General features: G+C 56.3%; 13 protein-coding genes and 1 riboswitch. Of the genes, 4 read left to right on the top strand and 9 right to left on the bottom strand.

Annotated elements, in window-relative coordinates; genetic code table 11:
• Positions 1-6 precede the first annotated feature (6 nt).
• Genes secD through VGE55_RS11410 form a run of 3 tightly spaced genes read left to right on the top strand, consistent with a single transcriptional unit; the run spans position 7 to position 3,829 of the window.
• Positions 7-1,899, top strand: coding sequence for a protein translocase subunit SecD (gene secD / locus VGE55_RS11400; protein WP_331131806.1), 1,893 nt, complete (start codon positions 7-9; stop codon positions 1,897-1,899).
• Positions 1,900-1,948: 49 nt separating this feature from the next.
• Positions 1,949-2,866, top strand: a complete 918-nt coding sequence (gene secF / locus VGE55_RS11405) for a protein translocase subunit SecF (RefSeq protein ID WP_414675038.1) — start codon at positions 1,949-1,951, stop codon at positions 2,864-2,866.
• Between the two features lie 18 nt (positions 2,867-2,884).
• The gene (locus VGE55_RS11410; protein WP_331131808.1) at positions 2,885-3,829 is read left to right on the top strand and encodes a flagellar brake protein; all 945 of its coding nucleotides are present in this window, start codon (positions 2,885-2,887) and stop codon (positions 3,827-3,829) included.
• 21 nt (positions 3,830-3,850) lie between these two features.
• On the opposite strand, the gene VGE55_RS11415 is transcribed toward VGE55_RS11410, so the two are convergent.
• The 6 genes from VGE55_RS11415 to purB form a co-directional block, all read right to left on the bottom strand.
• On the bottom strand, positions 3,851-4,501 hold the full coding sequence (locus VGE55_RS11415; RefSeq protein ID WP_349256617.1) for a type IV pilus modification PilV family protein: 651 nt from the start codon (positions 4,499-4,501) through the stop codon (positions 3,851-3,853).
• On the bottom strand, positions 4,386-5,132 hold the full coding sequence (locus tag VGE55_RS11420) for a hypothetical protein (protein WP_331131810.1): 747 nt from the start codon (positions 5,130-5,132) through the stop codon (positions 4,386-4,388). The genes VGE55_RS11415 and VGE55_RS11420 overlap by 116 nt, the downstream gene beginning before the upstream one ends.
• A gap of 60 nt (positions 5,133-5,192) precedes the next feature.
• A complete protein-coding gene (locus VGE55_RS11425) occupies positions 5,193-5,921 on the bottom strand; it encodes a hypothetical protein (RefSeq protein ID WP_331131811.1) in 729 nt (242 codons plus the stop codon).
• Positions 5,911-6,417: a pilus assembly FimT family protein gene (locus VGE55_RS11430; RefSeq protein ID WP_331131812.1), complete on the bottom strand. Its 507-nt coding sequence runs from the start codon at positions 6,415-6,417 to the stop codon at positions 5,911-5,913. Before VGE55_RS11430 ends, VGE55_RS11425 begins: the two co-directional genes overlap by 11 nt.
• A complete protein-coding gene (locus VGE55_RS11435; protein WP_331131813.1) occupies positions 6,410-6,853 on the bottom strand; it encodes a type IV pilin protein in 444 nt (147 codons plus the stop codon). The genes VGE55_RS11430 and VGE55_RS11435 overlap by 8 nt, the downstream gene beginning before the upstream one ends.
• Positions 6,854-6,971: 118 nt before the next feature.
• The gene (gene purB, locus VGE55_RS11440) at positions 6,972-8,348 is read right to left on the bottom strand and encodes an adenylosuccinate lyase (RefSeq protein ID WP_331131814.1); all 1,377 of its coding nucleotides are present in this window, start codon (positions 8,346-8,348) and stop codon (positions 6,972-6,974) included.
• Positions 8,349-8,540: 192 nt separating this feature from the next.
• Here purB and VGE55_RS11445 point away from each other — a divergent pair, with 192 nt between their 5' ends.
• Positions 8,541-9,155, top strand: coding sequence for a glutathione S-transferase C-terminal domain-containing protein (locus VGE55_RS11445; protein WP_331131815.1), 615 nt, complete (start codon positions 8,541-8,543; stop codon positions 9,153-9,155).
• A gap of 28 nt (positions 9,156-9,183) precedes the next feature.
• Here the strand turns inward: VGE55_RS11445 and VGE55_RS11450 are convergent, their stop codons facing one another.
• The 3 genes from VGE55_RS11450 to VGE55_RS11460 form a co-directional block, all read right to left on the bottom strand.
• The gene (locus VGE55_RS11450) at positions 9,184-10,767 is read right to left on the bottom strand and encodes an FMN-binding glutamate synthase family protein (RefSeq protein WP_331132294.1); all 1,584 of its coding nucleotides are present in this window, start codon (positions 10,765-10,767) and stop codon (positions 9,184-9,186) included.
• Positions 10,768-10,951: 184 nt separating this feature from the next.
• Complete coding sequence (gene mnmA, locus VGE55_RS11455; RefSeq protein ID WP_331131816.1) at positions 10,952-12,022, bottom strand: tRNA 2-thiouridine(34) synthase MnmA; 1,071 nt, start codon at positions 12,020-12,022, stop codon at positions 10,952-10,954.
• Between the two features lie 5 nt (positions 12,023-12,027).
• Positions 12,028-12,543 (bottom strand): NUDIX hydrolase, encoded by a 516-nt coding sequence (locus VGE55_RS11460; RefSeq protein ID WP_331131817.1) that lies wholly within the window; start codon positions 12,541-12,543, stop codon positions 12,028-12,030.
• A 78-nt stretch (positions 12,544-12,621) separates the two neighbouring features.
• Positions 12,622-12,826: riboswitch (cobalamin riboswitch) on the top strand.
• The last annotated feature ends 6 nt before the right edge of the window (positions 12,827-12,832 follow it).

The raw sequence follows: 12,832 nt of genomic DNA on the forward strand, positions 1-12,832 counted from the left end.
GTTGTCATGAACCGATACCCCCTCTGGAAGTACGTCCTGATTTTGCTGGCCCTGGTGTTGGGTGTGTTGTACACGCTGCCCAACTTCTTCGGCGAAGCCCCTGCTGTGCAGGTCTCCAGCGGCAAGTCCACACTCAAGTTGGACCCCGCGCTGGTGGACCGCTTGACCGAGCAGCTCAAGGCCCAGGGCCTGCAGCCAGACGGTGCGTTTTTTGAGCAGACCTTGGGTGGGGGTACGGTCAAACTGCGCTTTAAAACCACGGATGATCAGTTGAAGGCCCGTGATGTGATTCAGCAGGCCTTGAACCCCAGGGCCGATGCACCGGAATACATCGTTGCCTTGAACCTTCTGTCCCGCTCGCCACACTGGTTGACCTCACTGCATGCCTTGCCGATGTATTTGGGCTTGGACTTGCGGGGTGGTGTTCACTTCCTGTTGCAAGTGGACATGGACAAAGCACTGGACAAGCGCAAAGACTCGCTGCTGGCGAGCGCCAAGCAGGCTTTGCGTGAGGGCGACTTGCGCTACGCCAGTGCAGCCCGTACGCCGGCCGGTTTTGTGATGACCTTTCGCGATGCCGACACCCAGGCCAAAGCGCGCGACCTGCTGACCAAAAACCTGCCCGACCTCACGCTGACTGTGCCGGAGAACGACACAGCCTTCACGCTGCAAGCCAGCATGCAGCCGGCCATTGAGCAGCAGGCCCGTGAATATGCCCTGAAGCAGAACATCACCACCTTGCACAACCGGATCAATGAACTGGGTGTGGCCGAACCAGTGATTCAGCGCCAGGGTGCAGACCGAATTGTGGTGCAGTTGCCCGGCGTGCAGGACACCGCCAAGGCCAAAGACATTTTGGGCCGCACCGCGACCTTGGAAGTGCGTTTGGTGGACGACAGCCCCGAGGCCGTCTCTGCGCTCAATTCCGGCATCGTGCCGTTTGGTTTGCAGAAGTTCACCGAGCGTGGCGGGCGTTCGCTCTTGCTCAAGCAAGAAGTGATTTTGACCGGCGACAACTTGACCGATGCACAAGCCGGCTTTGACCAGCAGACGAAAGAGCCTGCCGTTCACCTCACCCTGGATTCACAGGGCGCTCGCATTTTCCGCAACGTCACCCGCGAAAACATCGGCAAACGCATGGCCATCCTCCTGATTGAGAAGGGGCAAGGCGAGGTGATCACCGCGCCGGTGATTCGCGATGAAATTGGCGGTGGACGTGTGCAGATTTCTGGCCAGATGAGCACGGTGGAAGCCGCTGACACAGCCTTGCTGTTGCGGGCAGGCTCACTGGCTGCGCCCATGGATATCATTGAAGAACGCACCATCGGCCCCAGCCTGGGTGCCGACAACATCGACAAAGGCATCCACTCCACGGTGTATGGTTTTGCTGTGCTGTCGCTGTTCATGGTGGTCTACTACCTGTTGTTTGGTGTGTTCTCGGTGTTTGCGCTGGCGGTGAACGTGCTGTTGCTGTTCGCGTTGCTGTCGGTGTTGCAGGCCACCTTGACCTTGCCCGGCTTGGCTGCGGTGGCGCTCACCTTGGGTATGGCGATTGACGCCAACGTGCTCATCAACGAGCGCATTCGTGAAGAACTGCGAGAAGGCGCCACGCCCCAGCAGGCCATTTTCGCAGGGTATGAACGGGCTTGGGCCACCATTCTGGATTCCAACATCACCACCCTGATCGCTGGCTTGGCCCTGCTGATTTTTGGCTCTGGCCCGGTTCGCGGTTTTGCTGTGGTGCACTGTCTTGGCATTGTGACCTCCATTTTCAGTTCAGTGGTGGTGTCCCGTGGTGTGGTCAACCTGTGGTACGGCAACCGCAAGAAGCTGGACAAAGTGAGCATCGGACAAATCTGGAAGGGTGAATACAATCCCGCTTCCGCCAAGAACGCCTGAGAAGAAGAGCACCATGGAATTATTCAGAATCAAACATGACATTCCCTTCATGCGCCATGCGAAGGTGTTCAATGTCATCTCGTTCATCACCTTTGCAGCAGCGGTGTTTTTTCTGCTGCACCGTGGCCTGAATTTGAGCGTGGAGTTCACCGGCGGTGTGCTGGTGGAAGCCCGCTATTCGCAGGCCGCCGACCTCGAGAAAATCCGCAACAGCCTGGTGAACATTGGCATTGCAGAGCCCCAGGTTCAAAACTTTGGTACTTCTCGCGATGTGCTGATTCGCCTTGCCGTGAAAGACCTCCAAAATGGCGAAATTGGCAGCAATGGCAAGCTGAACAACGATGCCGTGACCAGCAAAGTGCTGGTCAATGGTGGGCCGGATGTGAAGCTGATGCGTGTGGAGTTTGTGGGTCCGCAGGTGGGCCGCGAACTGGCCGAAAACGGCGTGATTGCCCTGATGATCGTGATCATCGGCATCATGATTTATCTGGCTTTGCGCTTCGAATGGAAGTTCGCGGTGTCGGCCATTATTGCCAACCTGCACGACGTGGTGATTATTCTGGGCTTTTTTGCCCTGTTTCAATGGGAATTCTCACTCTCGGTGTTGGCGGCTGTGCTGGCCGTGTTGGGTTACTCGGTGAACGAGTCGGTGGTGGTGTTTGACCGGATTCGTGAAACCTTCAAAAAATCCCGCCGCATGAGTGTGCCCGAGACCATCGACAATGCGATCACCCGAACCATCTCAAGGACCATCATTACGCACGGTTCGACCCAGATCATGGTGTGCTCCATGCTGTTTTTCGGGGGACCCACCCTTCATTACTTCGCGGTGGCATTGACGATTGGCATTTGCTTCGGTATCTATTCATCTGTATTGGTCGCCAGTCCCTTGGTGATGTGGTTGGGCCTGAGTCGAGAAGACTTGGTCAAGCCTGTCAAAAAGGACAAGGAATTCGAAACCCCTTAACACCCCGGCAGGGCATTTTTGGACAATCCCAAAGACCTCTCGCCCTTGGCCAAAGGCGAGATAGAACTTGGCAAGCCGCTCCCCTTCGCGATTTATGATCGCCAAGGGGTTTTGCTTTTGGCAGCTGGTCAGGCCCTGACCACTGAAAAGCAACTGGAGGAATTGGCGGCCAAGGGCCTGTACCACAACCCCCGTTGGGCACAGCAAGGGTTTGCCGTGCAGAACAAGTCCACCATGGGCACCGTTGCACCCAGTGGTCCACAACCTGTTCGAACGGCCAGTGTAAAAGCACCACCCGATGATCCGACGGAAACAGGCAATCTCCTCAAGATGAATTTGCCGGGGCAAGCAGACACATTCACTGTTCGACTGGTTGGTGCCTTGGGCAAAGAGGCATTTGTGACCAGCCACCCCGTGAAAGACAGCCAGTTTGTGTTTATCAAGGAAGGTCAGGTCTGGGAGTTCAAGTCGTTTTATGGCTTGTCGGTGTATCGATTCAAGGCGCAAGTTGAAAAAATTCTGTTGTCGCCGCACCCACTGTTGGTGATGTCTTGGCCTCAGGATGGGCACCTGGAACACAAGGCGATCCGGACCACCCGCCGCGTGAGTTGCGAAGTGCCAGCCACAGGCCGTCTATTGGCGGATGCTGCCGATGTGCCACCCGTGAAAGGAGTTATCCGAAATTTGTCCACTGGTGGCGTGGAGTTTGAGGCATTTGCGTCCACGAACTGGCTGGACAATGCCCAGGTCATGTTGGCGTTTCAACTGTTGTTGACTGGACGAAAGTACCTGTTGGAGTTGCCTGCGCGGGTTGTTACGGTGAACAAAACCGACACCCAGAAGATGCCTCGATTTGGCATGGCCTTTGAGCAAATGGATGATGCAGACTTTGCAGCCATCCATGCCTATGTCTTCGAACATTTGGCTCAAAAACTGGAATCACCGCTGTATTCGCCGCGTTAAGCCCTTTTTTTGGGGAGGGCGTTAATTGGGTGCAATGAGGCTGGGTATCCGGATGGTGTCTACGCCGCCACGCGAATTGCGAACAGCCAACCAACTGATTTGAGTTTGCATCCAAACGCCGTTAAAGCCGGTCGGTACGCTCGTGATGACGGTGAATTGCGCACAAACCGGTGGTCCCTGCATCCATGATTTGAATACAGTGGAGTTAATCGATTGATTGGGATTGGCGGAGGCGTTCATGACAGGCTGCCCATTGTTGCAAGTGTAACCGCGCGATTGTGCAACTGTCTGTAGTTCTCGGCTCAATTGCCCGGCCAGGGTTTGTACAGCGCTGATGACCTGTTGCTGGCTTGCGCCACTGCCCAACGTATTCACGTGCGCGGCAAAGACATTGTTCATGTCCGTTGCCAACAGTGCAACGCGTTGTCGCTCGGCGTTGTCAATGCTGCCAATGAGGGTGGCAGAGGTGGATTTTGCATACGCCATGACGCCCAGGCCCAACACGAGCATGGCGATCATGACCTCCAGCAGGGTAAAACCCCGAGTTCGAGTTTGATTAGCTGCCGACATTGTGTTTTTTCTGACTGTTGCCGTGGTTGACCGTCGTACCCGGATCAGTGACGGTGGTTGTGGTGGTCGGTGTTTGGAAACCGCCGGGAGGCGGAGGACCATCGTAAGACGTCAATGTGACGCCGATGGCCGCGCAGGCGGCTTCAATTTGGGCCATGATGTCCGGAGCAGGTACAACGAATGGCCCTGTTGGGCATTCATACTTGACCGTGACGACGGGTGGTGTGTACACCGGGTTGAATGTGACGCCTTTGTACGCATTGAGCACCACGGATCGGGCAGTACAACTGTCGGCCAATTGCTGATTGCCTGAATTGCAACTCACAGCGCCAACAATTTCAAACGTCAGTCGATAGTTGGTGTCATCCAATGGTTGATTGCAATCGTAAGGCGCAATGACCCCCTTCAGTTGAATTTCCTGATTGCTGGATGGCGCCTGTAGGGTTTTGATGGTGCGACTGGGTACCAGGACATCGGGCAATCGAACGCCTTCTTGGCAGGTTAATGTGACACTGGGGTCGCCTGCAAAGTAGTTGAACAATGCCCACAACTCGTTGGGTGCACTGAGTAGGTGGTTCCCGTAACGCAAGCCGGATTGCATCAATTGATTGGACACTTCGATGTTGACTTTGTTGGGTGCATGGTAAGCATCCATGTTGGCGCGCGTCGTGCTCTGTACTGCCAAGAGCAACAGTCCAATACTCAACAGGCCACTGATCAGAATTCCTGCCATTCCGGTTTCAAAGGGGCGTTGTCGGCAGTGTGTTGGGATAACTTGCATGGCTGACTCGTCCTACAACGTGGTGACTCGGGTGGTATTGAACAGCTGAATAACCCGGGTCTGTTCCACGGGTGTGGCACCCACCTGGCGCGGCTGGGCTTTGATAATCGCCATCCAGAACATATTGCCGTCCGGGTTGTTGCTCAACACCGATGGGCAATTGTTCATATAATCCCGTTTGATATCGCCCAAGGTGTCTGCACTGAATCGACACAAAGTCCACTGCGTGATGGTGAATTCATCTGGACTGTGGAGGTTTTCCCAACCACTGGGTATCGTGCAGAATGAGGCAATGTTGAATGCGTCCATGTTCACGTTAGCCTGCACTTTCTGCTGAAAAACGCCGTTGATGAGACGAAATCCGCGAACTTCGATCGAAGCAAGGGCGCCATTGCCCAATTGAATCGGTAGTGTCAGACAGTAGTTGGCTGGTGAGCCGTTAAACTTGGAGCAATTGTTCGCCGCGCTGTTCAATGTGCATAGCTGAACTCCCTTGGCTTCACCAGCACTGTCCAGGTATCCACCACCGCGATTCACCCGAGTTGAAAACAGTTCGCTGATGCGGGCAATTTGGTTGAGCAGTTCATCGTTTCCTGCCTGGGTAGGACCAGTTCGCAAATAAGACATCAACTGAAGATGGCTTGCAAGAAGAAGGCTCAACAGCCCCAGGGCAATCATGGTACTCACCAATGTAAAGCCGCCCTGCAAGCAGGCTTTGTCGGGGTGGTGTCTAATTGACATAGCTCAACACCCCGTTGCCAATGCCATCCAATGTGATTTGCGCGGTGTATCCCCGGCTGCTCAGTTGAAAAGTGCTTGATGTGGTTGAATCAAGGCTGCCGGAAACCCCCTGAAAACTGAGGCTCAAATTGCGGTCCAGTGTGACTTGCGGAATTTGAGCGCTGCGCAGGGAAACCTGATTTTGATACGGCAGCCCGTTGGCTTCGAACCAGCGCGCGCAGCCCTTCCACTGGCTGTCCCGTGTCAGCATGACCTGTACATTCAAGGTTCCATTTGCATTCAGCAAGTCAACGGTGGACCGGCATTCTGTGCTGGCAGACATGCTGCGTGCACTTTGCAGGTGGGCGGTGATTTGAGAGGCAATTTGCTTGAGCTGTTGGCGTGCCACGTAGCCGTCCATGGAAGGCAACGCAAAACCAATTGCCACCGCAGAGATGGCGAGCACAATCAACAATTCAAGGACGGTAAAGCCCCGGTTTTGGCGTGTGTTATCCATTGGGCATACACTCCGCCGTGGTGTCTTGCTGCTGCTGGTTCAATGCGCTGAATTTCAGATAGCCTTGCTGGCTGTTGACCTGCACGGTCCAGCACTGGGTGGGACCTTGAATATTTCGTTTGCTGGGCGTGACTTTTGCGGTGAAGTCCCGGAAGTTGGCTTGGCTGATGGTGATTTGGTAGTCCACCCCTTCAGACAGCACCAAGACATTGGCCGACGGTGTGCCGGTGGTTTGCACAGTGGATGCGTATTGGCCGAACTCTTGTCGGTGCTGCTGTTGGACCAAGGCGACTTTCTCTGCCACATCGCGGGTCAAGCGGAAATTGGCGTTGCGCAGGCTGTCTTGGTAGCCGCCAAAAGCAAACGTGGACAGCACGGCAACAATGCCCAGTGCAACCATCAGTTCTATCAGGGTGAAGCCTTTTGAAAGTTTCATGCTTATCGACAAGTCGATCAACGATGAAACACAGTATGAAAGCGAACAAGCCCGAGGGATCCCCCCGGTCAAGGGGGATCAATGGGCTAACTCAGAGGGCGTAAGAGTTTGACTGACCTTAAATGCGACGGGCCAACTCAGCGGCTTTGCCGATGTAGCTGGCTGGCGTCATGGCCAGCAGGCGCTGCTTTTCGGCCGCAGGCAGGTCCAGCGTTGCAATAAAGCCTTGCAGGGCTTCCTGGGTAATGCCCTTGCCGCGTGTCAGTTCTTTCAACTGCTCGTACGGGTTGGGCAGGCCATAGCGGCGCATCACGGTTTGCACGGGCTCTGCCAGCAGTTCCCAGGCGTTGTTGATGTCGTCGGCAATGGCGGCTTCATTCACTTCCAACTTGCCCAGGCCGCGCAGGCAGCTTTCGTAAGCCAGCACCGAGTAGCCAATGCCCACACCGAGGTTGCGCAGCACGGTGGAGTCAGTCAGGTCACGCTGCCAGCGTGAAATGGGCAGTTTTTCTGCCAGGTGCTTCAGCACAGCATTGGCCATGCCCAGGTTGCCTTCGGCATTTTCAAAGTCGATGGGGTTGACCTTGTGCGGCATGGTGGACGAGCCCACTTCGCCAGCCTTCAGTTTTTGTTTGAAGTAGCCCAGCGAAATGTAACCCCAGATGTCGCGGGACAGGTCAATCACGATGGTGTTGGCCCGGGCAATGGCGTCCATCAAAGCCGCGATGCCATCGTGCGGTTCAATCTGGATGGTGTAGGGGTTGAAGGTGAGGCCCAGGCCTTCAATCAGCCGTCGGCTCAGGGCTTCCCAATCGTGGTTGGGGTAGGCGGACAAATGGGCATTGTAGTTGCCCACGGCACCGTTCATTTTGGCGGGCAGTTCAACTGCCTCAATGGCCGCTATCGCGCGTTCCAGGCGGTGCACCACGTTGGCAAATTCTTTTCCCAGGGTGGACGGGCTGGCGGGCTGGCCATGGGTGCGGCACATCAGCGGAATGTCTGCAAACTGGTGTGCATAGCCGCGCAGGCTGGCCACCACGTTGCGCAGGGTGGGCACCAACACTTGTTCGCGGGTGGCTTTCAGCATGAGCGCGTGGCTCATGTTGTTGATGTCTTCCGAGGTGCAGGCAAAGTGCACAAACTCGGCGGCTTTTTTCAGTTCGTCATCAGACTGGAACTTTTCTTTAATAAAGTATTCCACTGCTTTGACGTCGTGATTCGTGGTAGCCTCAAATTCCTTGATGCGCTGGGCATCGGCTTCTGAAAAACCGGTTTTCAGGGCCTCCAGTTTGGCAAGGGCTTGTGTGGAAAACGCGGGCAGCTCGGCAAACCCTGCTTGAGCCAAGGCTTTCAGCCACTCAATTTCCACAATCACACGGTGATGCATGAAACCCGCTTCAGACAGCAGGGGGCGCAAGCTGCCCACTTTGGATTGGTAACGGCCGTCCAGAGGGCTCAGGGCGGTTAGCGCGTTCAAGGATTCAGAAGAAATCATTCTGGGCAGTAAACCTGTGGATTTTCAAAGCGTTGTATTGTAACCCCGCCTCGCTTTGCTTGCCATGCATGGGTGCTTGTCGCCCGCCTATTTGTGGATTTACCGGGTATGCACCCGGCCAAAATACCGATACAAACCAGTATTAACAACAAACAGTCTGCATTTCAGGACTGTGGAACTAGGAGAGCAGTGATGAAACTCGTTGGATCTTTAACCAGCCCCTTTGTGCGCAAAATCCGTGTGCAATTGCTCGAGAAGGAAATCCCCTTTGAGTTTGTGTTGGAAGACGTGTGGAGCCCCGACACCAAAATCACCGAGCACAACCCCTTGGGCAAAGTGCCCGCGTTGATTTTGAATGGTGGGCAGGTGCTGTTCGATTCCACGGTCATTTCAGGCCAGGTGGAGTACCTCATGCCCACCATCCCCCTGTTGCCCACCAAACCCGAATTGCGTGCCAAGGTGCGCACGCTGGAAGTGTGCGGGCAGGGCATTAGCGACGCGGCCGTGGCCATTTTGCTGGAAAAGCGCTTTCACCCGGCCGAGCATGTGAGCACCGCTTGGGTGGATCGCCAAACCCAGAAAATCCACAACGGGCTGGCCTACTTTGCCCACCATGTGGAGCACATGCCCGGGCATTACCTGACTGACCAGTTCAGCATTGCGGACATTGCAGCCGGTTGCGCGCTGTTTTACCTGGACTTCCGCATGCCAGAAATTGATTGGCGCAAGCAGTACCCGGCTTTGGTGGACTATGCTGAGCGCCTGGCCTGCCGCCCCAGCTTTGAGGCCACACGGCCGGTGGTGTAAGTCTGGGCGTTGACCACATGGTTGACGATTAAGCCAGCCTGAAGCTCGCCGCTTGTGCGGCATCCCAATATTGTTCAAACAAGCTGCCGGGGCGCCCGCCCCGCAGCAATTCCCCCGGTTTTGCAAAGGTGTAGCAGTCGGCCAGCAGGCTGACCTGCTGACCATTGATGCGCCGTGACATGTGTTGGGGTTTCAGGTTTTGCGGGTGGTCCAGGCCCGCCGCACCCAGCAGTTCGCCCAAGGCTTTCAAGGTGTTTTTGTGGAAGTTGTACACCCGCTCTGACTTGTTCTCCGGGTCGAGTGCGCGCTGGCGTTTTTTGTCCTGTGTGGTCACGCCGGTGGGGCAGTGCCCGGTGTGGCAGGCCTGCGCCATGATGCAGCCCAGCGCAAACATGAAGCCGCGCGCGCTGTTGCACAGGTCGGCACCCAGCGCACACATTTTGGCAATGTCAAACGCAGAAATGATTTTTCCGCTGGCAATCAGTTTGATGTCCTGCCGAATGTCCAGGCCCACCAAGGTATTGTGTACCAACATCAGGCCTTCAATCAGCGGGAAGCCCATGTGATCCGCAAATTCCACGGGGGCAGCACCAGTGCCGCCCTCGCTGCCGTCAATCACGATGAAGTCGGGCCGGGTGCCTGTGCTTTGCATGGCCTTGGCCATGGCAAACCATTCCCAGGGGTGGCCCACACACAGTTTGATGCCCACCGGTTTTCCGCCGCTCAGGCCGCGCAGTTCGCTGATGAATTGCATCAATTCCAGCGGGGTTGAAAACGCGCTGTGCGCGGCTGGCGACACGCAATCCACGCCCACCATCACCCCCCTGGTTTGCGCAATTTCCTCGGTCACCTTGGGGCCCGGCAATACCCCGCCATGGCCGGGCTTGGCACCTTGCGACAGTTTGATTTCAATCATTTTGACCTGTGGGTCGCAGGCTTGCTCTGCAAAGCGTTGTGGGTCGAATAGACCATCGGCTGTGCGACAGCCGAAGTAGCCGCTGCCGATTTCCCAAATCAGGTCCCCGCCATGTTCGCGGTGGTAGGGTGAAATGGAGCCCTCGCCCGTGTCGTGCGCAAAGTTGCCCTGTTTGGCCCCTTTGTTCAGCGCCAATATGGCGTTGGCCGAGAGGGCGCCAAAGCTCATGGCGGAAATGTTGAAAATGGAGGCTTCATAGGGTTGTGTGCAGGCTGGGCCGCCAATGCGCACCCGGAAGTCTGGGTTGCGCAGGTGCAGGGGCGCTGTGGAATGGTTGATCCATTCGGTGCCTTGTTTGTACAAGTCGGCCTGCGTGCCAAAGGCTTGCTTGTCCATGACCGACTTCGCACGTTGGTACACCAGTGAGCGCTGGTTGCGCGAGAAAGGCGCTGCCTCGGTGTTGGATTCAAAAAAGTACTGCCGAATTTCAGGCCGAATGAATTCCAGAAAAAAACGCAAATGCCCGAGGATGGGGTAATTGCGGCGAATGGACTGGTTGGTTTGAGTCAGGTCCACCACGCCAATCACACCCAGAACAAGGCAGAGCAGGGCCACCGGCCAGAGCATGAAGTGCTCAAGCATGCTGAGCACCACACACGCCACAAAACCACCCCATGCAGCATACAAGGCAAACATGCGGGCATGGAACGACACGGGCCAGGCATTGAAGGCGTACAGGCGGCGTTTGGGCGTGGGGGAGTGCGTGTGCGACGGAACTTCGGGATGTTGGGTGGTCATCGCCTAAGCCATGCAAGAATGGTTAAGCGTTTACTGTACTGCGAACTGGCACAAGGCACCACCCCGCGTAATGGGTGTCTGCTTATCCGGCAATAATGCCGCCGCCCAGGCAGACCTCACCGTCGTACAGCACGGCGCTTTGGCCCGGGGTGACTGCAAACTGGCTGTGGTCAAAGTGCAGGGTGAAGCGGTCTGCGTCGGCCTCAAAGTTGCAATGGGCGTCTTCCTGGCGGTAGCGGGCCTTGCAGGCCAAGCGCTCCAGGTCAGGTGTGTAGCCTGCAATGTAATGCGCTTGCTCGGCCTGTAACACCGTTTGGTGCAGCCAAGGGTGGTCATGACCTTGCACCACGTACAGTGTGTTGTTCTGCAGATTTTTGCGGGCCACAAACCAGGGCTCGCCGTTGCCATCCTTTTGCCCGCCAATGCCGATGCCCTTTCGCTGGCCCAAGGTGTAAAAGCTCAGGCCCACGTGCTCGCCAATCACCTCGCCCTGGTCATTCAGAATGGGCCCGGGCGCGGTGGGCAGGTAGCGGTTCAGGAACTCGCGAAATGGTCGCTCACCAATAAAGCAAATGCCTGTGGAGTCTTTTTTGGCAGCATTGGACAGGCCCAATTCATGGGCAATTTTGCGCACCTCGGTTTTGGGGATTTCGCCCAGCGGAAAGAGGGTTTTGCTCAGCTGGGCCTGGTTCAAGCGGTGCAAAAAATAAGACTGGTCTTTGCTGTGGTCAACCGCCTTGAGCAGTTGGAACTCGCCGTTGACCTCGCGAACACGGGCATAGTGGCCGGTGGCAATGTAGTCGGCCCCCAGGCTGTAGGCATGGTCCAGAAAGGCTTTGAACTTGATTTCGCTGTTGCAGAGAATGTCCGGGTTGGGTGTGCGGCCTGCAGCGTATTCGCTGAGAAACACCGAGAACACCCGGTCTTTGTATTCAGCGGCAAAATTCACCGCTTCAATGTCCACGCCCACCACGTCGGCCACGCTGGCCGCATCCAGCCAGTCTTGCCGGCTGGAGCAGTATTCAGAATCGTCGTCGTCTTCCCAGTTTTTCATGAACAGGCCGATGACCTTGTAGCCTTGTTGCTTCAGCAACCAGGCGGACACGGAGGAATCAACCCCACCGGACATTCCAATGACAACGGTTTTGCTCATGGGTGTTACGACAAGCCGGGTGGCATGGGCCCTTTCAGCACGCTTTCATGGGTGTACACGTGGTCCAGCGGCATGAGGGGGCGTTTGCCTGCTTTCCAGTCGAGGAAGTCTTCGACACACCGCATCACCAAAGGGCTGCGGTGCTCGCTTTGGCTGGCCCGCAGTTCCTCCGGGCTCATCCACAGGGTGCGGATAATGCCGTCATCCAGCGCGCGGTCGGCATGGTGTTTCACCACTTTGCCCGCAAATGCAAAGCGCAGGTAGGTCACGTCTTCGCCGGTGCGGGAGCTGGTATAGCGACTGAGGTAAATGCCCAACAAGCCAACGGGCTCCACTTCCCAGGCGGATTCTTCCAGAGCTTCGCGGGCAGCACCATGCGCCGGGGTTTCTCCGGGGTCGAGGTGGCCAGCGGGCTGATTGAGTTTCACGCCATCGGTGGTGTGCTCTTCCACAATCAGGAATTTGCCATCGTGCTCCACAATGGCCGCGACCGTGACGCTGGGTTTCCAGATGTCTGCCATGTCTGCTCTGTAAGCGCTGCTGCGCAGGGTTGTCCGATTTTGTGGGCCTTGGGGGCCATCGGCATTTTTGAAAACACGTTAGAATAGCAGGGTTAAGGTGCTCGTGCCTCAGTTTTGAGCACGGTTAAACGGGAAGCAGGTTGAATGCCTGCGCTGCCCCCGCAACGGTAAGAGAGTGCGGGTGTGTCATTTTGCCACTGGTAGTACAGGCCGCCAGGCCGACTGGGAAGGCGACACATCAAGACTTTCAAGCCCGGATACCGGCCTTGACCGTTTTGCCTGCATTCCC

The organism is Limnobacter sp., assembly GCF_036405155.1.
In the GTDB taxonomy this organism is placed as follows: domain Bacteria; phylum Pseudomonadota; class Gammaproteobacteria; order Burkholderiales; family Burkholderiaceae_B; genus Limnobacter.